This is a genomic window from Paenibacillus sp. J22R67 (assembly GCF_059692175.1).
In genome coordinates, this window is record NZ_JCAUAX010000002.1 from 113,389 (window position 1) to 136,810 (window position 23,422).

28 protein-coding genes and 1 pseudogene are annotated in these 23,422 nt (G+C 41.7%); 7 read left to right on the forward strand and 22 right to left on the reverse strand.

Features of this window, described 5'->3' with window-relative positions; genetic code table 11:
- Positions 1-152: 152 nt before the first annotated feature.
- The 6 genes from AC58VC_RS06495 to AC58VC_RS06520 form a co-directional block, all read right to left on the reverse strand.
- Positions 153-2,255 carry a helix-turn-helix domain-containing protein gene (locus tag AC58VC_RS06495; RefSeq protein ID WP_497368027.1) on the reverse strand — a complete coding sequence of 701 codons (2,103 nt, stop codon included), beginning with the start codon at positions 2,253-2,255 and terminating at the stop codon, positions 153-155.
- A 278-nt stretch (positions 2,256-2,533) separates the two neighbouring features.
- Positions 2,534-2,812 (reverse strand): ADP-ribosylglycohydrolase family protein, encoded by a 279-nt coding sequence (locus AC58VC_RS06500; RefSeq protein WP_497368028.1) that lies wholly within the window; start codon positions 2,810-2,812, stop codon positions 2,534-2,536.
- Between the two features lie 413 nt (positions 2,813-3,225).
- Positions 3,226-3,375 carry a hypothetical protein gene (locus tag AC58VC_RS06505; protein WP_497368029.1) on the reverse strand — a complete coding sequence of 50 codons (150 nt, stop codon included), beginning with the start codon at positions 3,373-3,375 and terminating at the stop codon, positions 3,226-3,228.
- A 110-nt stretch (positions 3,376-3,485) separates the two neighbouring features.
- Positions 3,486-3,860, reverse strand: a complete 375-nt coding sequence (locus tag AC58VC_RS06510) for a YciI family protein (RefSeq protein WP_497368030.1) — start codon at positions 3,858-3,860, stop codon at positions 3,486-3,488.
- 157 nt (positions 3,861-4,017) lie between these two features.
- Entirely contained in the window at positions 4,018-4,290 is a 273-nt protein-coding gene (locus AC58VC_RS06515; protein ID WP_497368031.1) for a hypothetical protein, read from the reverse strand.
- 77 nt (positions 4,291-4,367) lie between these two features.
- Complete coding sequence (locus tag AC58VC_RS06520; protein WP_497368032.1) at positions 4,368-4,805, reverse strand: hypothetical protein; 438 nt, start codon at positions 4,803-4,805, stop codon at positions 4,368-4,370.
- Between the two features lie 180 nt (positions 4,806-4,985).
- Between AC58VC_RS06520 and AC58VC_RS06525 the strand changes: the two are divergent.
- Positions 4,986-5,123: pseudogene (locus AC58VC_RS06525) on the forward strand (oxidoreductase); the annotation flags it as partial.
- Positions 5,124-5,349: 226 nt separating this feature from the next.
- On the opposite strand, the gene AC58VC_RS06530 reads toward AC58VC_RS06525, so the two are convergent.
- The 5 genes from AC58VC_RS06530 to AC58VC_RS06550 form a co-directional block, all read right to left on the reverse strand.
- Entirely contained in the window at positions 5,350-5,985 is a 636-nt protein-coding gene (locus AC58VC_RS06530) for an S-layer homology domain-containing protein (RefSeq protein WP_497368033.1), read from the reverse strand.
- Positions 5,986-6,200: 215 nt separating this feature from the next.
- Positions 6,201-6,713, reverse strand: coding sequence for a GrpB family protein (locus AC58VC_RS06535; protein ID WP_497368034.1), 513 nt, complete (start codon positions 6,711-6,713; stop codon positions 6,201-6,203).
- 134 nt (positions 6,714-6,847) lie between these two features.
- The gene (locus AC58VC_RS06540; protein ID WP_497368035.1) at positions 6,848-7,336 is read right to left on the reverse strand and encodes a GNAT family N-acetyltransferase; all 489 of its coding nucleotides are present in this window, start codon (positions 7,334-7,336) and stop codon (positions 6,848-6,850) included.
- Positions 7,337-7,468: 132 nt separating this feature from the next.
- Complete coding sequence (locus tag AC58VC_RS06545; RefSeq protein ID WP_497368036.1) at positions 7,469-7,915, reverse strand: VOC family protein; 447 nt, start codon at positions 7,913-7,915, stop codon at positions 7,469-7,471.
- 187 nt (positions 7,916-8,102) lie between these two features.
- Positions 8,103-8,708 (reverse strand): TetR/AcrR family transcriptional regulator, encoded by a 606-nt coding sequence (locus AC58VC_RS06550; protein WP_497368037.1) that lies wholly within the window; start codon positions 8,706-8,708, stop codon positions 8,103-8,105.
- 173 nt (positions 8,709-8,881) lie between these two features.
- Here AC58VC_RS06550 and AC58VC_RS06555 point away from each other — a divergent pair, with 173 nt between their 5' ends.
- Both AC58VC_RS06555 and AC58VC_RS06560 read left to right on the forward strand, forming a co-directional pair.
- Complete coding sequence (locus AC58VC_RS06555) at positions 8,882-9,478, forward strand: sterol desaturase family protein (RefSeq protein WP_497368038.1); 597 nt, start codon at positions 8,882-8,884, stop codon at positions 9,476-9,478.
- A gap of 155 nt (positions 9,479-9,633) precedes the next feature.
- Complete coding sequence (locus AC58VC_RS06560; protein ID WP_497368039.1) at positions 9,634-9,897, forward strand: hypothetical protein; 264 nt, start codon at positions 9,634-9,636, stop codon at positions 9,895-9,897.
- Positions 9,898-9,947: 50 nt separating this feature from the next.
- On the opposite strand, the gene AC58VC_RS06565 is transcribed toward AC58VC_RS06560, so the two are convergent.
- Both AC58VC_RS06565 and AC58VC_RS06570 read right to left on the reverse strand, forming a co-directional pair.
- The gene (locus tag AC58VC_RS06565; RefSeq protein WP_497368040.1) at positions 9,948-10,652 is read right to left on the reverse strand and encodes an SDR family oxidoreductase; all 705 of its coding nucleotides are present in this window, start codon (positions 10,650-10,652) and stop codon (positions 9,948-9,950) included.
- A gap of 134 nt (positions 10,653-10,786) precedes the next feature.
- Positions 10,787-11,125, reverse strand: a complete 339-nt coding sequence (locus AC58VC_RS06570) for a helix-turn-helix transcriptional regulator (protein WP_497368041.1) — start codon at positions 11,123-11,125, stop codon at positions 10,787-10,789.
- Between the two features lie 160 nt (positions 11,126-11,285).
- Between AC58VC_RS06570 and AC58VC_RS06575 the strand changes: the two genes are divergently transcribed.
- On the forward strand, positions 11,286-12,185 hold the full coding sequence (locus AC58VC_RS06575; RefSeq protein WP_497368042.1) for an NADPH-dependent F420 reductase: 900 nt from the start codon (positions 11,286-11,288) through the stop codon (positions 12,183-12,185).
- A gap of 72 nt (positions 12,186-12,257) precedes the next feature.
- On the opposite strand, the gene AC58VC_RS06580 is transcribed toward AC58VC_RS06575, so the two are convergent.
- Both AC58VC_RS06580 and AC58VC_RS06585 read right to left on the reverse strand, forming a co-directional pair.
- On the reverse strand, positions 12,258-13,361 hold the full coding sequence (locus AC58VC_RS06580; RefSeq protein WP_497368043.1) for a VanZ family protein: 1,104 nt from the start codon (positions 13,359-13,361) through the stop codon (positions 12,258-12,260).
- Positions 13,277-14,224 (reverse strand): DMT family transporter, encoded by a 948-nt coding sequence (locus AC58VC_RS06585; protein ID WP_497368044.1) that lies wholly within the window; start codon positions 14,222-14,224, stop codon positions 13,277-13,279. Before AC58VC_RS06585 ends, AC58VC_RS06580 begins: the two co-directional genes overlap by 85 nt.
- A gap of 106 nt (positions 14,225-14,330) precedes the next feature.
- Between AC58VC_RS06585 and AC58VC_RS06590 the strand changes: the two genes are divergently transcribed.
- A complete protein-coding gene (locus tag AC58VC_RS06590) occupies positions 14,331-15,794 on the forward strand; it encodes an aminotransferase-like domain-containing protein (RefSeq protein ID WP_497368045.1) in 1,464 nt (487 codons plus the stop codon).
- Positions 15,795-15,894: 100 nt separating this feature from the next.
- Here AC58VC_RS06590 and AC58VC_RS06595 read toward each other — a convergent pair whose 3' ends face one another.
- From AC58VC_RS06595 to AC58VC_RS06625, 7 genes are all read right to left on the reverse strand, one after another.
- Positions 15,895-17,718 (reverse strand): sensor histidine kinase, encoded by a 1,824-nt coding sequence (locus tag AC58VC_RS06595; RefSeq protein ID WP_497368046.1) that lies wholly within the window; start codon positions 17,716-17,718, stop codon positions 15,895-15,897.
- Entirely contained in the window at positions 17,715-18,422 is a 708-nt protein-coding gene (locus AC58VC_RS06600) for a response regulator transcription factor (RefSeq protein ID WP_497368047.1), read from the reverse strand. The genes AC58VC_RS06595 and AC58VC_RS06600 overlap by 4 nt, the downstream gene beginning before the upstream one ends.
- 137 nt (positions 18,423-18,559) lie before the next feature.
- Positions 18,560-19,102: a hypothetical protein gene (locus AC58VC_RS06605; protein WP_497368048.1), complete on the reverse strand. Its 543-nt coding sequence runs from the start codon at positions 19,100-19,102 to the stop codon at positions 18,560-18,562.
- A gap of 324 nt (positions 19,103-19,426) precedes the next feature.
- A complete protein-coding gene (locus AC58VC_RS06610) occupies positions 19,427-20,173 on the reverse strand; it encodes an SDR family NAD(P)-dependent oxidoreductase (protein WP_497368049.1) in 747 nt (248 codons plus the stop codon).
- A gap of 193 nt (positions 20,174-20,366) precedes the next feature.
- On the reverse strand, positions 20,367-20,840 hold the full coding sequence (locus AC58VC_RS06615; RefSeq protein ID WP_497368050.1) for a DinB family protein: 474 nt from the start codon (positions 20,838-20,840) through the stop codon (positions 20,367-20,369).
- A 185-nt stretch (positions 20,841-21,025) separates the two neighbouring features.
- Complete coding sequence (locus AC58VC_RS06620) at positions 21,026-21,196, reverse strand: hypothetical protein (RefSeq protein WP_497368051.1); 171 nt, start codon at positions 21,194-21,196, stop codon at positions 21,026-21,028.
- A 215-nt stretch (positions 21,197-21,411) separates the two neighbouring features.
- On the reverse strand, positions 21,412-21,561 hold the full coding sequence (locus AC58VC_RS06625) for a hypothetical protein (RefSeq protein ID WP_497368052.1): 150 nt from the start codon (positions 21,559-21,561) through the stop codon (positions 21,412-21,414).
- Positions 21,562-21,714: 153 nt separating this feature from the next.
- Here AC58VC_RS06625 and AC58VC_RS06630 point away from each other — a divergent pair, with 153 nt between their 5' ends.
- Positions 21,715-22,272, forward strand: a complete 558-nt coding sequence (locus AC58VC_RS06630; protein ID WP_497368053.1) for a TetR/AcrR family transcriptional regulator — start codon at positions 21,715-21,717, stop codon at positions 22,270-22,272.
- A gap of 415 nt (positions 22,273-22,687) precedes the next feature.
- Positions 22,688-23,356, forward strand: coding sequence for a CAP domain-containing protein (locus AC58VC_RS06635; RefSeq protein WP_497368054.1), 669 nt, complete (start codon positions 22,688-22,690; stop codon positions 23,354-23,356).
- Positions 23,357-23,422 lie beyond the last annotated feature (66 nt).

The window sequence follows — 23,422 nt, forward strand, 5'->3', positions numbered from 1 at the left end:
CTCAGTTATAGCAGTGATAAAGGAGAGAGAGCAATTTACAAGATTCAGCGACTCATACAAAAAAGCAGATTATACTAGAAGCGAGGATATTCAGGCATCATATACAATATTCCGTTAGCATACATTTAGGCTGAAAATGCCTTATTGTAAATTTACGGTAAAACCATCTGCTTCCGATAGTCACCTGGTGATACTCCTAACATTTTTTTGAAGGTTCTCCCGAAAGAAATGGTATGTACGTATCCTACCTTCAGAGAAATCTCATTGATTGATATTTCCGTTTCAACCAGCATTTTTTTTGCATGTTCCATTCGAAGCCCTAGCAGAAAATCCATAAATTTAATACCGAATTCTTCTTTAAACAACTGACTGGCATACTTGCCATTAATTCCAAATCGGTCGCTAATATGATTTAAGGACAAATCAGGATTAGCATAATTGGTTTCAATATATTTTCTCACTTCATAGATAAGTTTGTTTTGATCTTTGGATTCAAGAATCATCACGTATTGTTCATATAATTGCTTTAATGACGATAGATACAAGTTCCGGATTTCCTGCATGGATTCGGATTGGTTTAAGGAATTGTTCAAACGTGGATGCGTTACATTGTTCCAATATTCATCGATCTCAAGCGATATTTCTCGCATATCCCGGGCAAATCGATGTACCAAATGATTTAGCAACTGCTGCATGACTTCATCTTTCAGCAAAATCTCTTCCAAATGATCAAAAATCTGGGCTAATACCATTTCCCATTCGGGCGAGGTCATTCTGAAATGGTGAATTAGATCTTCCAACCATTTGAAATATAGCGAACTGACCTTATTCTCCTCGTCTTTGATATGCTTAAAAATTATGACCCTATTACTTCCAGCCGATATTTTATATTGCAACGCAGTTAATGCTTCCCGGCAAGAGCTTTTAATGTCTGGGATATCAACTGCCGTACAACCGATACCAATTGTCACTGAGAAGCACAATTCTCTTTCTGCCCATATCCGCAGCTTGTCCAAATTTTCATAATTTGCATGAGATTCCGTATGCTGTTCCGGAACGCCATGAATTAAGATGGCCAATCTATCTCCTGATATCCAATCCAAACAAACGGCCTTTCCATTCGGATCCCCCCCATTATGAACTGCATCAGTTAATCTCTTTTTGTCTGAGAGAACTCCCTGCCTATCACTCTGTAGAATGGGGATGTATTTATCGATCTCAATAATCGCGATGAATAGATGATTACCCTTCTTATTCAGTTCGAAATGCGATGCATAAGTTTGCCACTCTTGCATTGAAATTGTTTTTTCCTCTTCTTGTAATTCCATGAAAAATTGTTTGCATTTTATCAAGTGGTTTTCAGCAGAAATCCTGCGCATTATTTTTTCTATTGGCCTGTAGTTCCTTTTTGAGATGTACATGATTACAGCGATAATGATAAGAATGGAAACGATTCCGGCGATAATTTGGGTTCGAGAAAGTAAAACGGCCTGATTAAATATATGGTTGTTTGTAATCCCGCTTATAAAACTCAAGCCCATATAATCAGAATCCATGTGTGTTATCGTTTTTGCTTGACGAAGGTTGGGATTTGAAGAATAAACAGGTGTGCCTTGAATGTCATAGATGTTCATGAATGTTTTATTACTATCCTTGAGTTTATCTACCATTGATAACAGGAAATCGACTTTTACATTTAAAACGATTATTCCTTGATTCCCCATATAATTTTTGGAAATAGATATGACTCTTTCAGGCGGATCGATCATAGGAATTTCTGTGTAACTTCGAATAGGCGACCAACGTAGTTTCTGGGGATTCTTTTCCATGTCCTGCACATATTTCTTATCAGGGAAATTATCAAGCTTCTCGACATAACTTCCTGAAAGGATCGTTTGATCTTGAGCCCTATATAAGTAGATGGAATAGATGAGCGGATTGCTTTTGGCTATCCTAGTTATTTCTGTAGAAGCCTCGTAATTAATAAAAGTCGAATCATTCGTGTCCCTGTAAAAAAAATCATGAATCGCAGAATTGTTAACCATTTCATAAACCAACATGAGTTCCATATTTTTAAAAGAATTATGCATGCTGTCCACTACTTTACTGGTAAAAACATGATTGGAGTTATCCGTCTCTTTGATCAGATATTCATAAGTCATAGTAATAGCAAACGCAATAACAATAGTTCCAATAATAGCCAAAATAGGAAGGTAAGAAAAAAGCAAATGTTTATACCATGTCTTTTTTTTCATTTGAACCTCTCCTTGCAATTATTCCACTCTGACGTAAATCGAGCTATTTCCTATAATAATTGCGACATATACGAGGAGAATAATCTATATAATAAAATTTTGTTAAGAGAGCAATGCTATCTGTTTGGTTTTTCTGATCGTTATCGCTCCACCCGCTTCTATCAGAATGACCATACCGGCGAACAATCAATTACTAATTATTCGGTGATTGACCGACGCCAACTGAAGCAAAAACCGGCACCCCATAGGAGTCCCGGTTCAATTCTACTTATCCAACCTCAAAGACCCACCCGTCTCGACAGTTCGGACGGCAAAACAAATCCGATCTTCCGCACTGAAGAATTTCTTCGGACTTCAAGATTAAGAAAATGGTAGAAATTCAAACATATGTTCTCATAAGTGTCATCAGTCAAGCTTCCTATCGGTAAGTCGAAGACACCCCCGCCTATCATTTCTATGACCTCAGAGAACGTCCCTGGTTCTTTGAATTCGACGGTCGTGCCAATTGCTTCTCCAATGGCTAAACCAATTAGGCTACCTTGGAAACGACTGATCATAATAATTTTCCTTGAAAACGCATATTAAGAATATTTGTAGCATAAGGAACGTCTCGTAACTGTCCAAAAGTTCTTCAATAGCAAAAAAGACCCTTATTCATAATCGCTGAATGACTTGAACGTTCCTGATTCATGATGTTCTCTTGAATAACCGATAATACACATAAATACTAATGAAATAAACCGGAAATAAAATTAGCCCTGCAATAGCAGAAAACAAAACCAATTCAACCTTTTTACTTTCATTATCTGAATCAAAATTTATAATTCCATAAACAACCAAGAAAAACCACAATACTGTTAGTAAATATCCAATTTTATAAGGCAGTTTCATTTATTCACTTCCTTTTAGAAATAAACTGGAGTATTTAATCCAACCTTTCAACAGCCCTGATTATTGGCTTTTGCAACCTTTAAATATTCGACATGCCTAATGGTATTCGTGAAGGATTTAAACTATCCTGCTCCGTAAATTTAATAAAAGGAGCAGCTTCGCCGCGGCGATCTGCTCCCTGATTATTCAAGTATCGTTTCCTCGTTAGCGTAATGACCTTACCTGTCATCTATGGTACGGATCTCCGCACTAACTGTAACGGCAAGTTTTTAAGGCCTCTCCTTGCGAGATGGCCCTTATTTTCATACATTGAACGATCTTCTCCGTAAACAGTTAATTCTAATCTCTCGATTCAAAGTAGTGGATCGGACGGATCTCAATCCCCCATCCAAACTGCTCGCCCGATGCCACTTGTACGGTTGGATGTAAGGAAGCAATCCGGATTGCTTCCTCCATGTCCCGTGCTTCTATGAGAAAAGCACTGCCGATCATCTCCTTCGTTTCGATAAAAGGACCGTCCATAACCTTCACTTTCCCATTCGCCCGCCGCAAGCATTTCGTTTCGGAAGCGAGACCAGCATCAATAATCACTTGGCCGCTCTTGTAGAAATTTTCCAGGTGGGGCGAACATTCGTTCATTATCGCATCAATCTCATCTTTTGGGCGGGCATCCATTTTATCTGACTCCAAGTAACCCAAACACAGAAATTTCATTTTCATTTCTCCTCTTTCGTGAGTTTGAAGCATTCATTCTTGCCTCTATTTAATCGACGAACGGTATACAAATAAATCGACATACCCTTAATAATATTTCTAAAAACAATCGAAGGCTTCTTGAACTTTATATAGATCAATCTTCCACAGGTATGCTTTAATTAGGTCCCTTAATTCCAATTTTTGTTCTCTTTTTGCGATCCTTATCAAACAAAATCGCTGTAAAAAATCCTATAAGCCCTATACCTACGCAATAAAAAAAATACTCATCTTTCAAAATTATTTCACCAATCTGTATATCGAATACACGAAAGAAACCAAATAAGATACCAATTAAAACACTACAACAGAAAGTACAGATTCCGATTTTTGAGATCAAAGGTATTTTCTTGAAATCCTCAAACGTCTTTATCTCATAGGTTATCTTCAAATATTTCACATCCTTATGAGTTATTGTTCTGTGAAATTCTGTCTTCTAGCGGTAGTTGTTTGAAATATTATGTGTAATTATAACGGTAATTGGTTAGATAATTTATACCAACCCTTTGTCCCAATCGAGTGTAAAAGTAATTTTTTTGCGGTATCATCAAATTTATCATAGTTGTATTCCGACCCCATCATATTCTCTTTAATATAAGTTTTGGTTTCGGAGCTCCTTACATAGACAATATCCTTATATTCAGATACATCATTTTTCACGTATTCAAGTTGTAAATAATACACTTCAGTAACATCATTAATTGGAATTTCCACAGCTTCTCTCATTTTTAGCTTTGAATCGAATTCCATAATTTCATTACGTTCGGAAATCACCTTCACTAGTATTGGTTGCGACTTTGTAGAATGTTTAGAGGAATATAGAGAAACGTTGATAGTTTTTAAAATCGCTTGTTCATTAACATCTTTTGCTGTAATTTCTCTTGTAGCGGCTTGGTTCTGAGTCACCTTTACTCCTGGATTATTGGTTGAGGACGAACAACCAAATATAAAAAAAGTGTCGTAATGATGAACAGATTTTTCACTGGAACAACACTCCTATCCTAACACCCTATTAGTAATTATTTCCTTCTCTAAATACTTAGACGCCTTAAGACAACGTTCAGTTCCGTTTTACTGCCCGTTTAGATAAAAGCCAAGCTCGAAGAGTATCGTGAATTCGCGATGCCGCCGGAAGCTATCGCCCGAGCTATTGCATTTGCGATCGAGCAGCCGGCCGATATTGATGTGGGCGAGCTTATTGTACGTCCCACTGCGCAGGGGTGAGGTAAACAGGTATGGGGTAAAGAAAGTCGAAACTGGGATAAGCGGTACCAATGAAGCGATCATTCATCGGTACTACTTTCATTTCCCCTACATTATTAAATTATCAATCCATAATCCATATTATCTCCGCTTTACAGCGCATAACTGCCCTTGAATAGCAAAAAAGAGACCCACAGCAACGGGCTGAGGGTCTGAGTTTTATATTTTAATATTTAAGATCGTTATCTTACTCCGATACCTTCGGGGGCCCACAACAGTAACTTACCGTTAAGTCATCCAAGCCGAGAAGAACCATTTGACGAGTAATTGGGTTTGAGCCATAGAAAGGTCCTTCAGAACGTAGATATGGAAACATCTTTAATGCTAGTACAACATACCCTTTGGCATAATCGCTTACTGTCTCATCGGTTCCTCCTGGCGTTTGTTTACCATCTGCTTCTTTACCAAGAGCGCGAATTAAAAAAACAGCAAACTGCTCTTTTGTCACCAATCCACTAGGATTAAAACGATCTATATCTATACCATCCGTAACACCCACTTCGCGAAGTGCTTCTATAAAAGGAAGCTTATCACCAAAAACAGGATCATCTGATTTCACATCGTTGAAGCTTGAAATTTTCAATGTGTTATTTATTTCTATTCCTACGGCAAGAGCTACAATCTTCGCGAACTCAGCACGGGTTATTGTTTCATTGATACCGAACCTTTCCTCTGAGATCCCCTGTATTAAGCCTCTATATAACCATTTGTCTACTTTAGCCTTCGTCTTCTCATCCAAGCCGATAAGGTCTTTGAAATCAGCAGATGTTTTCGCAATAGCAGTATGAGTCTCTACGTTTGCTGTTATTAAAGTGAATATCATACACAAACAGATCAACAGTGATTTTTTCCGCAGTTAAATCCACACCTCTCCGAAATACTTACCTTATATTACCATGATTTTCTAGTAAGTGGGATTGATTATTTCTATTTTATTAACTTCATACAAATAAGCTCAATAAAACAAGGAGCAGCTGCCACGGCAGACTGCTCCTTGTTTTGTTCAACTATCGTTACAGTTCGTGTAATCACCGAAGGTTATTTTTCTGCTAAATTTGCCTTTTGAATTACATCAATGATAAATGTGTGCTTGGCCTTGGTATAAGCAGCCCTGTCATGAGGATACTTTTCTGCAAGTTCTTTTTTCAAATGATAGTACTGCTTAAGTACTTCAAAATGGGTTCTTAAATAATCTCTGAAAAGGATATTGTTATTCCATTCTACACTTCCATAAACGTAAATATGCAAATGATGCGTCCCTGCTCTCCATTGACCTCTTCTGAAGAATCTTCTGTTAGGAAAATCTTTATGAAAAACATGTTCGTACCCTATCTCTGCAAGGGGTTCAATAAATGATTCAACTTTTTTTAAACCCTTTACTCCGACCATCAAATCAATAATCGGTTTTGCACCTAGACTCGGTACAGAAGTGCTGCCAATATGTTCAATAGCAATAGCTTTATCAGTCATAACCTCCCCAATTTTTCTTCTCTCTTCTTGGTAATTTAGTGGCCATTCATCGTTATATTCTTCAATCCTCACCGTTTCCATGGGTCCCCTCCGCGTTAATATAGCATCTATGATTTCAATGAACCCAGATAGTAGATGCCTCGTGATAATCAGCACACAGATTGTTGCCACTGCGTTATTCCAAACATGTTGTATTCTTTCGTCAACTGGTTAACCTATATATTTTTTCTCATTTTCGTGCACTCCATTTTGTGCCCTGACTGCAGCGTATGTGTCCCTCGTTCAAGAATGGAGTAACCATTTTTCAAATAAAAGTTTTCTGCATTACTGGAAGCATCCATTTCTAAATAATTGAGAGCAAACTTGATTGCAACTTCTTCCAAGTGTCTTAATATTTCGGTCCCTATGCCCATTCGTCCAAATCCTGAATGAACGTAAACAACTCTCAGTTCATTATTTTTAGGAACAATAGAACCAAAACCAACGACATTACCCTCAATCTTTGCTACTAAAAATAGTTCCTCATTTCCTGTAATTGCTCTTTCTATGCGACTAATGCTATTTTCATCTATACCTGGAGACCAATTATTTATTACTTCCAATATGTAAAACTTACTAGCGGTGTTATGAACAGCGTCATAATGAACTTTAGATATATGTTCAGCATCTTCTCTGGTTGCTCTTTGTATCATAATGCCTCTCATGACTCGACACCTCACTACATAATAAGGAGTTACGCTTAGGCAAGTAGCTGAAGCGAGGAAAACGGCAGTCGATCGTTTGACCAACTGCCGTAATATTGTGATTGTGCTAACGTCCTGCATTAGTTCAACGAATCATTCTTTTAGAGAGGTAAGCTCTGCTCCCCATGCTTCTGGATTAACATCTCGGAAGTGCTTCGCAAAGATCCATTGATGACCTTCGGGATCGACGACCACATACTGTTGTTCACCGTATTCAGTTAGATGTAACTCTTCTACGATAATAGCATTACCTGTCTTGGCAATCTGATAATGCGATTCGATGTCCTCGACGAATATCATGAGAGTCTGTGTTAACCCGCCGAGTTTAGAAGGACTGGTTGCCGATACGCCAGGACTTTTGAGCATGATCCAAACATCTTTTAAATGAAGCAATGACCCATGAATCCTCCCATCTGGCAGCTTGAAGTTGTAGTGTTCTACAAAACCAAAGGTACTCCCAAGCCATGCTGCTGCTGTGGCGACATCCTCGTAAAACACATGGGGAAGTAAAGTATCCATAGGAACTGAGCGGTTATACATGTGAATAACACCTCCGTGAATGAAAAGTTGTTCTTCTCAGTGTATCCATAGTTAAAGGAATTTGTAAAGTTGCTATTATTCTTTATATATATAAAGCCAACTTGCCCGGCTAACGGAGCATTTACAAGAGCGAAAAAGAGACTGCCGCGAACATGACGGCAACCTCTCTTTTTGATTGGCAAATCTTTTATGCTTCTCCCTTCAGTCCGAAAGTCTGTAATGGACCGAAAGTTGTCATGCAGGTTAACAGCAACGCCATCTCTTGCGGAGAAAGCTGCATACCGCTTTCCAGCCAGTGCTGAATCATCCCTAAATTTGCGGATGCCAAATAAGAAATCATATACTCGCGTGGTGCCGGAATATGCTCAGATTGAAGCAGAGACAACTTATTATAGAGATGCTTTTCCATAATCTGTTTCACTTGGCCTGGATAAGCCGGATCACCTTTGGATCCCAAGAGAACTTTGAAAAATACGGCATGCAAGGTAAAAAAATCGAACAATTTCAGGAAAATGGGATGAGGCTCGTTACGTGAAGCATAATTCATGATTTGAATCGGGTCGATGTTTTTGACTATTTTTAAAATGTCGTTGAGCATATCCTCTTTGCTTTGTTCCAATAGATCGTATTTATCACGGTAGTGCAAATAAAATGTACCCCGATTCAAGCCGGCCTTCTGCATCAAATCCCGGATGGTCGTGCCCTCGAAGCCTTTTTCGTCGATTAGGTCAATTAAAGCATTCCTAAGCAGCATCTTCGTTCGAATAATTCTAGGATCCGTCCTGTCTTGCATACACTTCCGCCTCTTCCGCAACTATTTATTGAACTAATGAACATACGTTATACAGCGTGTCGGGTAAGCGACTTTTGAAGGGATCTTGATCATTGAATTTAACCTCCAACTAATTATAATAAGCTGTGTAAGCATTAATCAACACCAAGTTCATTAAGTAGGAGGAGATGTCAATGAGATCGGAAACGCCCTTTATTCAATATGTAAAAGAATTTATGGGCCAGCGACTTATTTTGTTCCTATTCGCTCTTTGCTTCTTTAGCGGTTGCGGGGTCATTGCGACTTTCGGCAGTTTCCGGACGATTGCAGCTATGTGTGTAGGTCCCGTACTTGTTGTCTTTATCGAATACATGGTTCACCGATACCTTTTACATGAATTCCCGCGGATTGCTCCCTTAGCGTATAAGGGGCATGTTGCCCATCATGATTCTCCGAATGACGTGAAATATTTGTTCGGTCCCATCTCTTTTGATATCTTTGCATATTTACTCATTTACGGGACAGCGTTTATGGTGACCGGATTCGACTGGCATCTAGCTTTGGCCGTTGTGTTCGGTGCATCCAGCTTTCAAGTTTATTATCAATGGAAGCACTATATTTCCCATCGTCCCATCAAACCATTGACACCTTGGGGCAAATGGATGAAAAAAAGACATCTGCTGCATCATCATTTGGATGAGAAATCATTATACAGCGTAACTAATCCTATGTTGGATATCGTCATGAGGACGAACCAGCCTAAATCGTCGTCTAAATCATCCAAAATGTAACCATCCTATCCTGTTAAAGAGATGCCCTATTTTATAACCTCGTCCTAACGATATCAATCTATTTATAGTTTCACTAGGACAGATAAACAAGCCATGATCTTATATCATGCATATATAAGTTAGAGTAGAACTTTCAATATAAGGATGTGACCTCAATGGCAGCAAGATTGACAAGAAATTATACGGTCCATGATATGAGAGATGAAATACTCTATTTTAACAGCCTTTGGAAACGATCTTTCACTAACGGAAGAGCAACATATATCGCCCTTTCAAATAATTCAACCATTAAGTTAACAAACACTACTCCAAGAGGTAAGGTATTTCCAGTAGTTATTCAGAGATACAAAAAAGGAAGTGTTGTTGTAGTTATTGATACAGCAGTACACTTGCCACCACATTCTACCAGGAGACTTTAAAACTTAAATATGAATATATTTAAAACGAGAGCTGCTTCATGCAGCTCTTTTTATTTATTAAATAATTGAGGGTACACCGTTCTTACCCCACCGGATAAATCCTGCAGCACTTTGCGGCTGGTTTCATCTGCCACAATTTCATAACTGTCGGCCTCGATGCCGTTGATCGCAATCTTGGCAATTTCGGCCGGGTTCACTTTCGGCGCTTGAATGTCTGCCGTCATATCAGTGTCCATAAATCCAACGTGCAGTCCTGAAACACGAATATTTTTAGGTGCCAGAGTCACCCGGAATGAGTTCGTTAAGCTCCATTGTGCCGACTTAGCCGCTGAGTACGCTCCAGCGCCGCCAAAGCTGAACCAGGATAGAACCGATAAAATGTTCAGGATTGTTCCGCCGCCGTTTTTCTCAATAATCGGGGCAAAAGCTCGCATCATCGAGAGTGTGCCAAAGAAATGCGTGTTCATCTCCAAATGAATTTTCTCCAAATCACCGTCTAACAGCGTTGCGCCAGTACTCGAACCCGCATTATTTATTAGTAACGTTACATCACTAGCAACCTCGGCTGCCGCAGCAACCGACTTCTCGTCTGTAATATCTAGTTTCAATGGGATCACTCCCGGTAGATCCACTGATTCAGGGTCTCTTGCCCCCGCATAAACTTTAGCTCCCCTAGAGAGGAGTTCCTTTGCAAGATGACGACCTAGACCTCGGTTAGCACCTGTTACAAGAGCTATTTGTTTTGAAATGTCCATTATCTATTCTCCTTAACCTTTTTACTTTTGAGTAATTATTACGTAATTTCGCAAAAAATCTTCATTTTATATTTTACACAACATATTTAAAAATTATTGGTCTTCATATAAATGAATAAAACGTGCCTTCAATATCAAGGTTTATGTTGATTAAAAAAGTTGTTGAGATGGCTAAGCATATCTTCACTTTCGGGATAGCTATTGGCTGTAAGATTTTGGAGAGCAATCAGAAACTCGTTTAGCTCTTCTTTTGACATTACCTGAGAAGAAACCGTCGATTTGTTGCTCATAAGGAATATACCGCCGTTCTTTCCTTTATTGCTAAGAACAGGTATTCCTGCTTCACTTAAGGTATTAATATTTCTATAGATCGTACGTGTAGATACGTCAAATTGTTCCGCGAGTTCTTTTGCTGTTGTTCTCTTCTTACTGATTAGTAAGTAGACCAACTCGAAATACCTGTTGATTGACATAGGTTTGGCTCTAAACTCCTTTAGTATTTTGTGGATTGCCAAAGTGTAATTAAAGAAATTTGATAAATAAGCAAGCAAGTTTTTCATAACCCTACTAATTGACAAAACAAATATGACCGTAGTATTATGACTGTAGTCACATATACTGCAGTCACTTTTATTGTGGCCAAAAAAAAGAGAGAGAAGGTTCTTCAACATGAAAATCGCTATTGTCGGAACGGGGAATATCGGAGGAAACCTTGCCCGGATTTTCACTCGAAAAGGGCATACTGTCTCTATCGCCAATTCGAGCAACTCCAAAGCTTTGCACGAGTTAGCCAAGGAAACGGGAGCAACGCCAGCAACGATGCAGGACGTCGCTCAAGGCGCCGACGTTGTTATCCTCGCCATTCCCACAAAGGGAATTCGCGATTTGCAGGCGGAATTCCTCGATAAAATCGCTCAGGAAGCAATAGTCATCGATACCAGCAATTATTATCCTTTGCACCGCGACGGCGCAATCGAGCCCATCGAGAACGGTTTGCCGGAAAGCCGCTGGGTTGAGCAACAAATCAAGCATCCGGTCATCAAAACGTTCAGTGCCACTAATTTTTATAACTTGACGGGAGAAATCCAGTCGGATCTACCTGGACGCCTGGCATTGCCCGTGTCCGGCGACGACCCTGCAGCTAAGGCGATCGTGTCCCAATTGGTGAACGAAGCGGGCTTTGATCCGGTCGATGCCGGCGGTCTGGACGAATCCTGGCGTCAGCAGCCCGGAACTCCAGCTTACTGCACCGATCTCGACGTAGAGCGCATACTTGTAGCTCTATCACAAGCGACCAATGAGCGGAAACCGGAAGCGTCCGGCATCCGCACAAGCGAAGAAGAACTTAAAGCGGCGCAAGAAATGCAAATCGCGTTTTATGAGAGCTTCAACAAAGCTATTCAAGTTCTAATGGAATCGAATCAATGGTCGGAAGCTTCTGCAACTAAGCGGTTAGTCGCACAATTTATGGCGGGCAATCAATCTCCTGGAGAGATTTTGGGATTCATATTCGAGCATAAACGACTGGACTAATAGATAGCATAGGATAACGACAACTGAAAGACAAAGGGCGTAACTGATGAAGTTGTCAGTCGCGCCCTTTGTTCATTTTAATCTTGCCGCGACCAGTGTTCTTAATTTTTCTTTTATACGGTTAATAACCCTTTGTCCTGTGTTGACTTCTGTAAGAGTAACGTCCCACATAACGGCATTTGTAGTCGAATTTGGGTTATCGTTAATTAACTTAATGGTAAGTTCATTTACTCCATTTAAAGGGACTTCAAATGGATTTTGACCATTCGATCCGCTTTTTGCTGATAAATTAAATGAATAAATACTTGTGCCATCTGCGATAAAACTGATGATGATGTCACTCATCTCTTTGCTAGCATTGGCGACTACATCATCTGGTATAACGGCATTCCCTGTGATTTTTGTATATTTGCCATTTAAAAGATACGTAAACTCATTATTTCCTGTATTTTTTCTACTGTACATATTGATTTGAGGCTCAACTTTTTTTTGAATTGCTGTAAAACTTAAGAGGGTTTCGTCCCAAAAGACAGACCCATCCTTTAATGTAAGTTCATTCAGGGCTACGGCTCCGCCGCCTCCCTTTTCTAAATAATTATTCATGCTACCAACAATGGCATAGACTCCAACGGTAAGTACAAGGGAAGTTAAGATGATTCGACGGATCCCTTTAAAATTATCTCGATCACTGTGCACTAACCGCTGCGCCCAAAATCCTACTGCCGCCCCCAACGTATTAAGTATGATATCGTCAATATCAAGAGATCCTAAGTGAGAAAGCATTTGTAAGATTTCAAGAATCGTAATAGAGAGAATAAATAAGGCTATAAATCGAATGAAATTATAACGAAAAAGAAGAGGGATTACAGTTCCAAAAGGTATAAATGCTACAAAGTTGCCCAACTCAAAAAACATATATTGAAAGTCTCCCATTGGAAAGTGTAATGGAATCCCATTAGGTATTAGACTGTATCGCATGCTTGAATCTTGAAGAGATCTGCCGAAGCCTATATACAAAAAGCAGAGGATCACGACGGTATATAATGCTAACAGTATTAGGGTGATTTTTCTTAACTTTCCTTGATACATACTTACATCCTCTCTTTTCTGAAAATCGGCTGCCTTCTTTTGATCGTATCCATCTGCTGGTGTTTGGAATTCTTCCGTATTCCCCAATTCAAAAACACCACGCTGGAAATGACACTACCCGCTCCTATTTCCATCGCAAAGGTGAGTTCTTCGTTCATGAAAAGCGCTCCTACATACATCGCGATTACAGGTGAAACAAACGTAAATGTGGTAGGAAAGACGGCGTTCGTGACACGAAGTAACCAATAAAAAATGGAATAGCCTACTACGGAACCAAAAACGATCAAGTACACGAGGGCACCGAAAGCTGCTGGGGAATACTCACTTGGAGTCACATGCTCAAAGCAGACAGAGAGCAACAGTAAAAACAAACCACCTATTACCATCTGCAAACCATTACTGGTCATGGAAGGTACAGAGCGTGTATGTTTTTGAAATCGAGTCAGTGCAATCGCATATAGAAACTTCACGAACAAAACCAATGCGATTCCTACATAAGCTAGCTTTTGTCCTCCATTTGACGTCTCATGACTAGTACCTGTTGCGACCAAGTACGTGCCCAAAAAGCCAAGTGCAATTCCGATCATAAGATGTAAACTTCTCTTTTTTTGACCGGTCCACATGGCCAGCAACGTTGTAAAAATCGGGCTCGTACCTGCCAGTATCGCTACTGTTCCAGAAGTCAAATACTGTTCTGCCCAATACACAGCCCCAAACTGAATCCCTGTCAATCCCAACCCTCCGAAGGCGATCTCTTTCAGTTGTTGTCTGGTAAGTTGTTTGAGTGATTTAGCTCCCCCTAGCAAGAACAAAATAATAACCCCTGCGAGGAAAAAACGAGCACCCGCAAAGAAAAAAGGAGGCATTCCTCCTTCTATTCCAATCTTGATCGACAGAAAAGTCGTCCCGAAAATCAAACACATTACCAAGTACGCGATCATCATCTTCATTTGCTCCCATCCTGTAGGTCTTAGATTCACCCCTATCAAAACATATACTTGCTAGAACAGTAAACGACATGCTATAACAGTTGGCAGGAAGGAGTGAGGGATGGAGATGAATATTTCGTTAGATCGTAAATCACGTGTTCCACTCGCCGAACAAATTCAATTGGCCTTGGCAGAACGTATCCGTTCGGGCTTGTATCAAGCAGGCGACCCTCTTCCATCCGTACGAGAATTGAGCCGTGACATTGGGGTTAGTTTGATGACAGCAGTCCTAGCCTACGGGAAGTTAGAAGCAACTGGATATGCACAGCGACATCATGGCAAAGGCACGTTCGTCAGGATTCCAAGTTCGGAGAAAAACGAGATATTAGAGGAAATCAATCCAAAACCTTCGTATGATTGGCAGTTGGCGATTCCCGACTATTTAGGAAGGTCGATGTTCCGTCATGTAGGGGCTGTAAATCGCAAAGATGCGAAATACCCCTTACACAGGATCAAACTAAATACTGAGGAACTCTTACCCATACAACACTTTCAACGGGCACTTCAACTTGCTTCATCTGATCAGTCGTCGATTGGCGACTATGCACCAGCCGCAGGAGACGAAGCGTTGCGTATCAAGCTTGCTTCTTATTTCCAGCACAAGAGTTCTGCGCTCACAGCATCCGAACTATTGATTACAACGGGAACCCAGCAAGCCATTGATCTCGTCGCTCGAACGTTTCTTGGACCTGGTGATCTTGTCGCGGTTGAATCTCCTACATATCCCGGTGCCTTGGATGCTTTTCGCTCACGTGGTGTCACACTGATTCCCATTCCTACAGACCATACAGGCATGAGACTCGATATTCTTCAGCAGTTGTGCGACATTCATCCTCCGAAAATGATTTACACACTGCCCACAGGTCAAAACCCGACAGGTAGCGTCATGTCTATTCAAAAACGCGTCACTTTACTGGAAATTGCCCAGAGCTACAACAGCCTGATTGTGGAAGATGATCCCTGGGAAGAGCTTTACTTTGAGGATCAGCCACCGCGTTCTCTATTAAGCTTGGATCGAACCGGACATGTGATCTATATGAAGGGATTTAGCAAATCAATCGCACCGGGACTCCGTCTATCCGTAATCGCGGCAAGAGGTTCTGTGTACCAACGCTTGCTCCATGCAAAAGCAGTGACGGATTTATCTACCCCTTTATATAACCAGCGCATTTTGCTAAACCTGTTAGAACAGAACATGAATGAACATTTTGACAAAGTCCGTGGCCAATTAACAAAGAGACGTGACGAGATTCATCAACTTTTGAAGCGTCACGCTCCCTCCGTTTGGACCTGGACACCCCCGGCTGCCGGTCCCTTTTTTTGGCTGACATCGACAGTTGGCGTGAACACGGACGCCTTGTTTGTCGAGGCCGAACGCCAAGGTGTTTTATTCTTCCCAGGCTCTTTCTTCTATTCAGCAAATCCCGAGGGAAACAGTCTACGACTCGGCTTTGCAACCCTGCCAGAAGCGCAAATTCACGAGGCGATTCTGACGCTCTGCCAGCTTTTGCATCATGTCGATCCGCATTGAAAAGAAGCCTCTCACTCGATCGCTAAAGTGTGAGAGGCTTCATATATAGGTTGGATATGGACCTCTGTGTAGAGGTGTTCTGTAGTAGTCACTGCACGTGTTAACCTTGTTTATTTAAATAGAAGAAAAACAAAACCCCGTCTTCTGTGTTCGCCGCGCCGTAAGGCACTCCATGTAACTCCAAAATATTTTTCGAAATGGCAAGTCCTAAACCGGTTCCGCCCTGTGCGCGGTGACGTGCCGCATCACCTCTATAAAAGCGATCCCATATTTTATCTAGCTGATCTGCTGGAATGTGAGCCCCTTTATTTTCAATACACACCTTAACTGCATCTAGTTCTTCCTTAGTCGAAATGAAAATGTGCTCTTTCTCTGGCGTATAGCGAATCGCATTAGTTAGAAAATTTGTAAGAACTTGCTCGATCCGATGTTGATTCGCCAGAACTTCAACGGTTGCAAGCTCGGTATGCAAATGAAGTTGTTTCGTGCTGAGCTCCATGGATAGTTTTTCACAAATATCCTCTATAAGCTTATCGATATTAAACGTTTCCATCTGCATTGTATAGGTGCCTGATTCAAACTTAGCCAACTCAAGCATATCCTCAATCAACAGATTCATCTTATCCACTTCTTTATCCATGGCATTGAAGTAATAATCTTTTTTATGAGTAGCAACGCCATCCTTCAGAATCGAAATACAACTTTTCACAATACTCAGAGGCGTCTTTAGCTCGTGGGATACCCCTGAAATAAATTCTTTTCGCGTATTTTCCAACTGCTTTTCCTTCTCAATGTCCATCTGCAATTGCTCGATATAAGAGTGCAAGGATTGGGAAAGAGAATTAATACTTTGAGACAAGTCGCCGATTTCATCATTCGATCGAATGGCAATCGTTTCCGAAAAATCTAAACTTGCCATCCGCTTAGTCGTCCTATTGATTTGCAGCAAGGGGTTCGCGATCTTTCTAGAATAATACCAAGCAGCAAGAACAATAAGAAGCATAACTAGTCCAATCAAGTACACGTAATAATCTTGGAGCATCTGCACCGCTTCATCAACGGGTTGTAGCGAAGCCATGGAGAAAATAAAACGAATTGTTCCCTCTTGATCTTTGATCGGATCGATGAACAGTTTGTACTTCACGTCACTTTGCGTAAAATCAAGAATTTGCAAGGACCCATAGCTGATTTTCGTATCACCGAATATTAAATTCGTTTGAAAATCCTTCAATCTGTCCATAAACAAGCTATTGGTGTAAATAAAACTTGAGGATTCATTACCCGTTGGGAAATGTACTTTGGTAATCGAACCGCTGAGTAAAATCTCAGGGGGTACGGTTTTAACCGACTTGTTATATTTCATATCAATTTGAAGATCGTAAATCTTTTTTGAAATTTTCTCATTCTCCCACATTGTATTTCCTTTTCCCACCAATTGCACACGATATGGAATTAAGGCCAGATCCTCTTTAAACGCTGCAATAGCAACACGTGTATTCGAGGTCAGAATGGATTTCGCTTGACTTGGGGTGCTTGTTAAAATCTCATTGATGTTCATCATATGATAAAGCGGAAGGATCATCGTTTTACCAGAGAATTCCGCGTTAGATTTAGCTGTATCCATCTTGACTTCCACATAGAAATCATTCATATTTTCTAAGTTTCCAAAGCTATCTAAAGTCGTAATCCATGCATTATTTTGCCTATAAAAATCCTGTTCCAACTTCTGAATGGAAAGGACATCCCCGCTACTTTTCAAATAATTTTCTTTAAAGGATTGGATATTCGTCTGAATGTCGTTTACTTTTCTGTTTGCGTAGTATTGCTTGAAAAATAGCGTCTGTCCTAGATAAATCGTAGTTAATAGGAATAGGCATAACAGGGTGGTCAGCGAAAATAATTTAACTACAATACTCGCTCTCATGCGTTACCCTCGAACTTATAGCCTGTCCTCACAATCGTCGTAATCAGTTTCGATTTATCTCCCAGCTTCCCTCTTAGGTTACGGATATGGGTATTCACTGTACGATCATCTCCCTCGTATTCGTAGCCCCAAATTTTGGAGATGAGCTGATCTCTCGAGATGACGATGCCTTTATTTTGCATGAGATAGGCTAAGATTTGGAATTCTGTATAGGTGAGGTGGATTTGTTCCCCTTCTACAGTTAAGGTTCGGGAAGATAGATTTATCTGAATCCCATTTGTAGAGAAGGTATCGCTGCTAGCATGTGGGAGGACGGGGACATTTGATTGTCGTTCTTCCCTATTCCTGCTATCAATCAGTCGTTTGGCCCTGGCTAATAAAACGGCTGGACTGTAGGGTTTCGTGACATAATCATCTGCACCAAGCTCAAATCCTAGCAATGTGTCATCTTCGTCCACTCTTGCGGTCAACATTATGATCGGGACACTCGAAGATTTCCTTATTCGTTTGCAAACAGACCAACCATCAAGCTCTGGCAACATGATATCCAGCATAATTAAATGAACGTCATGCGCTTGAAATAACAGTAAAGCCTCTTTCCCATCGGCCGCTTCTAATACGTGATAGCCTTCATTCATGAGATAATCTTTAATAATTTCACGCAGAATATCTTCATCTTCTACAATTAAAATTGTTTTTTGCATCTCATTGCTCCTACTATGCTTATGAATACCATTCTTACCTACTTAGTTGTAACATAGCCAAATAAAGATGGTGTAAAGAAATTAAAAAAGGAACAGATGCCTACGTCGGCAGAGCTGTTCCTTTTTCGTTGAATGATTTATTTACTCCATGGGGTATCCGTTTTATGTTCGATGACTCGTTCCACTTTCCTTGCAACATCTTTTTCCATGGAACTGCCGCTTTTAGGAACTTGGCCCTTCTTTTCAGCTTGAATTTGTGCGTCAACCTGTGTTTCTCCAATGGCATCTAACAATTGCTGTTTTGTAACATTTCTGGATGCTGCTATCTCAACGACAGATTTTCCTGTTGCTAATTCTTGTTTTAATTCCTGTGTGCTCATTCTTAATAGCGAGATTAATTTATCATCGTTCAGAAAAAAATCTGCCGTATGATCAGGCTTACCATCTGTTGCAAATAAACCTTCTACTTTAATCGTTGAAGGTGTTGGTTCACCTTTTAATACGGCTTCAATTTCTTGTGGAGTTGGTGCTTTGTCCGTTGTTTGTACTTGTGCTACCTCATTTACTAGTTGTTTTTGGGATGCATTGGCTGAATTGGCCGCATATGCACTAGCAGCTCCCACTAGTAGTACTGCTGAAACACCAAGTACAGTAAATAATTTTGTTTTGTTCTTTACCATGTCAATAACCTCTTTCATTGTTTTATTGGCTGTTACAGGTATAAATATAATGGGCACATATCAAGATGAAGTGAAGATAATATCAAGTTCAAATTGAGATTTTATTAGTTTAAAAATGCAAAAAGCCAGCAGGGTTTGCTGGCTTCTTCTTACTGTCTGAGAATAAACAAACCATCTTTCCAGTGGAACGATGGTTTGTTTTATTGAAATGGAGGAGTATATGACAACACCTATCTTCAAAGGACCTTATTATACGCCGTTCGTTAGATTTACAAGAGGTTTCGAGCTCAACGACTCGTCCAATTGGACATACTAAGGCTGTACTTAATGCACGCCTCCGGATGCGCTGATTCTCTCACCCGTCAGCCATGCGGCGTCATCTGAGGCGAGGAAGACCACTGTCGGGGCTATATCTTCCGGTTTCCCGAACCGGCCGCCCAGCGGAGTAGCCGCAGCAAGAGCCCTTCCTGCCTCGCTGGCGACGAAACCGGCGTTGCCTTCCGTATCCGTAAAGCCCGGGGCAACGGTATTAACGCGAATGTTACGCGGACCGAGCTCCTTCGCGAGTGCCATCGTCATCGTATCCACTGCAGCTTTGCTCGACGCGTAAAGCATGGTGGTCGGAACCGGGTTCTTGGTTGCGATCGTGCCGATATTGATAATGCTTCCACCTTCCGCAGGGAAATGTTTCAACGCTTGCTGTGTGGTCAGAATCGGCCCAAGAACATTAATGTTATATTGGCGATGGAACAACTCCTCCGTCACGTCTTCTAATGGCTGGAACTCGAAGATGCCAGCGTTGTTGACCAGAATACTCGGCGTACCAAGAGCATTTTTCGTCTCCTCGAACAGCCGCTCGACGTCCGCCGCTTTGGACATATCACCCTGAACCGCGATTGCTCGGCCCCCTCCTTTGGTAATTTCTGTTACGACAAAGTCCGCCCCCTGCCTGCTGGAGGAATAATTGACGACGACAGCCGCACCAGCCTCCGCCAATCCCTTCGCGATGCCGGCACCGATTCCCTTCGAAGCACCCGTTACTATTGCCACTTTACCTGTTAAATTTGCCATGTTTTATATTCTCCCTCTCATAATTAAAAATATGTTTTTTGAACTTTTTTGCGTTTTAATTTGCCCAATTATCCTACAGGAATTGCCGCATTTCGGCTCATTGGATGCCACAGAAAGCTTTGATTCTCTCGCCTGTCAGTCATGCGGCATAAGCAGAAGCGATTGTGCTTTTTTTCTATTCAACGAAAGTTTATTACGACACTATTCTTTTATAGGTGGAGAAGACTCCGGCGTGCAATCCTTCATGGTACAGGTTGTAGCGCAGCGATTGCTCAGGAGTTACCAAAGGGAGTCCAGTGGAAGTATTAATCGCATCCACACTTTCGCTCAAGCGGTCCATCGGATACTGCTTGCGGATTCTGTCCAGTTGTTCTGTCAACAGGACTTTCAGTTCTGGCAATGTCGGTTTTGGAAGGGAAGCAGGGTAATCCAACGGTCCCTTACCTGATCCGAACCGTTCAACAAACCCCTCCGGCAGATTCATCGAAAGATTCAATTGAGACTGCGTCAAGTGCTCTGTAACGAAATAGATATGACCGAGTTGCCAACGAATATTATTGCGGCAACCATCGGGAATAATATCAGCGAGTTCCTCAGTCAGACCTTCCATTGCTAGCAGCGTTTGTGCTCTGATAATGCCCAAGTCTTCGAAAATCGTTGTTTTCATCTTTATCACTCCTTGATTCCTGGTTTATATCACGAAAGTAATAACTATCTATTTTTAATCGCGACGGCTTGCAAGTAATGTGACGCGCCCGAAATATGATTTTACTGATAACTGATCTACCTTCATACAACATACGATCAGCAATTTCTGCCTTCTCTTTGGTCAACAAGGTGACCGCGCTTAACTTAAAAATGGCGATTTTGCTTCTTAGCGAGGAACATACTGATCAAACTGAGTCCACCCAGCGGCCGATCATAATAGGCTGGTACACTTGTCCAGCATAAAGCTTGCATGGCTTCCGTCGACTCGACTATTTTAATCAAGAAATACCACACGGTGAGACTTACCATTGGCACCCCTGTGACGAGAATTTGATCGATGTCAGCCGATTTGAGTACAAGATCCGACGCTGGCGCGGCGACGTACTCGCTATAAACAGCACTCGCTCCATGCTAGGAAAGCAAACTATGCCGACAACTTCATCGCTGACGGAAAGCCTTGTCCCCCCGTAGCTACCGCCTCGACGACACACGAAAGTCCGACCTGGATTGAAGGCAAAAGACACCGCTAGCTAACAATCTGGAGGAAGATCCTTATACGCCTCACGCCAGTTGGGGCGGGTGATGCCAACCGCGTGAACGCGGACAAGCACCTCACCTGGCTTCTGCTTCAGCTCGGGAAGCTGCCTCGTAGCGCAGTACCTCAGGTCTGCTGTATGCATACAAACGAATCGCCTTTATTGCATCTGTAGAGATCTTGCTTTCTCCCTACATGCAGATGAGTTATAATTACCTGAGCAGTGCTCCACATAAAAGGATCACCGTTCCGTTTATGATTATACGGAGCACCGCTCCGATTGTCAAGGAGGAAGAATATGCGAGCCGATGCGCAGAAAAACTATGAACACATACTGGCAGTCGCGAACGTGGTTGTAACCCAGCACGGCGCTGATGCATCGCTGCGTGATATTGCACGCAGAGCTGGCGTCGGACTCGGCACATTGTATCGTCATTTCCCTACCAGAGAGGCGCTGCTTGATGCATTGCTCCGTGCAGGCTTCGATGAACTGACGGCAAAGGCACGTGAGCTCGAAACTGCGAGTTCACCCGACGATGCACTTGTGTCGTGGCTACACGATGTCGTTACATTCACGGGTAACTATCAAGGGGTTGTGGCAGCTATGATTGCAGCCATCGAGGACACGGATTCCGCACTCCATGCTTCGTGCGTCACGTTGCGATCGACAGGTACGCGGCTTCTCACTCGCGCTCAGGCCGAGGGTCTTGCGCGTACCGACATCAATGGTGATGACTTATTCTCACTAGCTGCTGCGCTCGCGTGGCTCGGAGACCAGCCCTCATCCGCGCCACGAGCTGAGCATCACTTCAGTATTATCGCGAGTGCGATCATAACGAATCGAGCAAGCGGTTGATCAAGCCACTTGTAATTCGGAAATGAACTGGCTGTTAGCCAACACACCGTGCGGTGCAAAAGTGAGTACGACGATTTATAGCGTAATCGAGACAGCGAAGGTGAAAATACAATGACTCGCAGCGTGTGCTGAACTGGAAATGTTTCTCCCCTGGTCAGCCTCGCTCCTCGCCGATTTCCTGATGAAGCAGAGTGAATCCATAGCCATAGAAGTACATCCCAAATTCGCTCCCGCCGCTAGGTGGGGGCTATTTTAGGTTCACTATTCACAAAGCGACTCCATAACACTCAAAAATTCAGCGGTAGGTCTAATTTAATTGAGGTCTGAATAAAACAATGGAACTTTACAAAACCTTTATTTGATGACGTTACACTTTGAAGGTTGAGGAGGGATTGTTATAAAACCATTGGTCATAATGGCAGCATTACTACTCGTTATAGGTTGTTCGAGTAATAATTCGACAAACAATCAAATGAATGCTAAACAAACGAAGCTTGAAACTCATGCTCCTAATGCTGCTTCAACGTCAACCTTAACTCAAGCATCATCCATTTCTACTGCGGGTGCAGGGAAATCACCGATTACGATTAAACAAGCACCCAATGAAGCTTCGAATTGGCTGGATTGGTTCCAAGGCAACTATGCACCGGCAGAAAGCCCAGCGAATCAAGCGGTAAAACCGCAACAGTCCGCCAATCCACAACAGTCCGTAAATCCATCCCAATCTGCGCAGCAAGTCTTGGATCTGGTGAATCAAGAAAGAACGAAAGCAGGCTTGAATTCCCTTAGCTTGAACAGCAGTCTCTCGAAAGTAGCAATGGCTAAGGCTCAGGATATGTACAACAATAATTATTTTGATCATCAGTCTCCGACTTATGGATCCCCGTTTGATATGATGACTGCCTTCGGGGTCACATATAACTCTGCAGGGGAAAACATCGCCAAAGGCCAGACGAGCCCGACGGAAGTGATGAACCAATGGATGAACAGTCCTGGCCATCGTGCCAACATCCTGAATAGTAGCTACACCCAAATCGGGATAGCTTACTATAACGGCGAGTGGGTTCAGGAATTTATTGGCTAGTTCAAAGACTTCAAAAAAGCGTGAGCAGACCATATAAGTCCGGTCAATAATAACTTCTTGATATCT

What these genes read in the sequence shown, in the direction of transcription:
- AC58VC_RS06590 (WP_497368045.1), top strand. Translation starts at nt 14,331, where the DNA reads ATGAATATTTCGTTAGATCGTAAATCACGTGTTCCACTCGCCGAACAA.
- AC58VC_RS06600 (WP_497368047.1), bottom strand. Translation starts at nt 18,422, where the DNA reads ATGCAAAAAACAATTTTAATTGTAGAAGATGAAGATATTCTGCGTGAA.
- AC58VC_RS06535 (WP_497368034.1), bottom strand. Translation starts at nt 6,713, where the DNA reads ATGGAAACGGTGAGGATTGAAGAATATAACGATGAATGGCCACTAAAT.
- AC58VC_RS06530 (WP_497368033.1), bottom strand. Translation starts at nt 5,985, where the DNA reads ATGATATTCACTTTAATAACAGCAAACGTAGAGACTCATACTGCTATT.
- AC58VC_RS06610 (WP_497368049.1), bottom strand. Translation starts at nt 20,173, where the DNA reads ATGGCAAATTTAACAGGTAAAGTGGCAATAGTAACGGGTGCTTCGAAG.
- AC58VC_RS06555 (WP_497368038.1), top strand. Translation starts at nt 8,882, where the DNA reads ATGAGATCGGAAACGCCCTTTATTCAATATGTAAAAGAATTTATGGGC.
- AC58VC_RS06615 (WP_497368050.1), bottom strand. Translation starts at nt 20,840, where the DNA reads ATGAAAACAACGATTTTCGAAGACTTGGGCATTATCAGAGCACAAACG.
- AC58VC_RS06495 (WP_497368027.1), bottom strand. Translation starts at nt 2,255, where the DNA reads ATGAAAAAAAAGACATGGTATAAACATTTGCTTTTTTCTTACCTTCCT.
- AC58VC_RS06545 (WP_497368036.1), bottom strand. Translation starts at nt 7,915, where the DNA reads ATGTATAACCGCTCAGTTCCTATGGATACTTTACTTCCCCATGTGTTT.
- AC58VC_RS06560 (WP_497368039.1), top strand. Translation starts at nt 9,634, where the DNA reads ATGGCAGCAAGATTGACAAGAAATTATACGGTCCATGATATGAGAGAT.
- AC58VC_RS06595 (WP_497368046.1), bottom strand. Translation starts at nt 17,718, where the DNA reads ATGAGAGCGAGTATTGTAGTTAAATTATTTTCGCTGACCACCCTGTTA.
- AC58VC_RS06570 (WP_497368041.1), bottom strand. Translation starts at nt 11,125, where the DNA reads ATGTCAATCAACAGGTATTTCGAGTTGGTCTACTTACTAATCAGTAAG.
- AC58VC_RS06500 (WP_497368028.1), bottom strand. Translation starts at nt 2,812, where the DNA reads ATGATCAGTCGTTTCCAAGGTAGCCTAATTGGTTTAGCCATTGGAGAA.
- AC58VC_RS06585 (WP_497368044.1), bottom strand. Translation starts at nt 14,224, where the DNA reads ATGAAGATGATGATCGCGTACTTGGTAATGTGTTTGATTTTCGGGACG.
- AC58VC_RS06630 (WP_497368053.1), top strand. Translation starts at nt 21,715, where the DNA reads ATGCGAGCCGATGCGCAGAAAAACTATGAACACATACTGGCAGTCGCG.
- AC58VC_RS06540 (WP_497368035.1), bottom strand. Translation starts at nt 7,336, where the DNA reads ATGAGAGGCATTATGATACAAAGAGCAACCAGAGAAGATGCTGAACAT.
- AC58VC_RS06625 (WP_497368052.1), bottom strand. Translation starts at nt 21,561, where the DNA reads ATGCATACAGCAGACCTGAGGTACTGCGCTACGAGGCAGCTTCCCGAG.
- AC58VC_RS06505 (WP_497368029.1), bottom strand. Translation starts at nt 3,375, where the DNA reads ATGACAGGTAAGGTCATTACGCTAACGAGGAAACGATACTTGAATAAT.
- AC58VC_RS06565 (WP_497368040.1), bottom strand. Translation starts at nt 10,652, where the DNA reads ATGGACATTTCAAAACAAATAGCTCTTGTAACAGGTGCTAACCGAGGT.
- AC58VC_RS06605 (WP_497368048.1), bottom strand. Translation starts at nt 19,102, where the DNA reads ATGGTAAAGAACAAAACAAAATTATTTACTGTACTTGGTGTTTCAGCA.
- AC58VC_RS06550 (WP_497368037.1), bottom strand. Translation starts at nt 8,708, where the DNA reads ATGCAAGACAGGACGGATCCTAGAATTATTCGAACGAAGATGCTGCTT.
- AC58VC_RS06510 (WP_497368030.1), bottom strand. Translation starts at nt 3,860, where the DNA reads ATGAAATTTCTGTGTTTGGGTTACTTGGAGTCAGATAAAATGGATGCC.
- AC58VC_RS06635 (WP_497368054.1), top strand. Translation starts at nt 22,688, where the DNA reads ATGGCAGCATTACTACTCGTTATAGGTTGTTCGAGTAATAATTCGACA.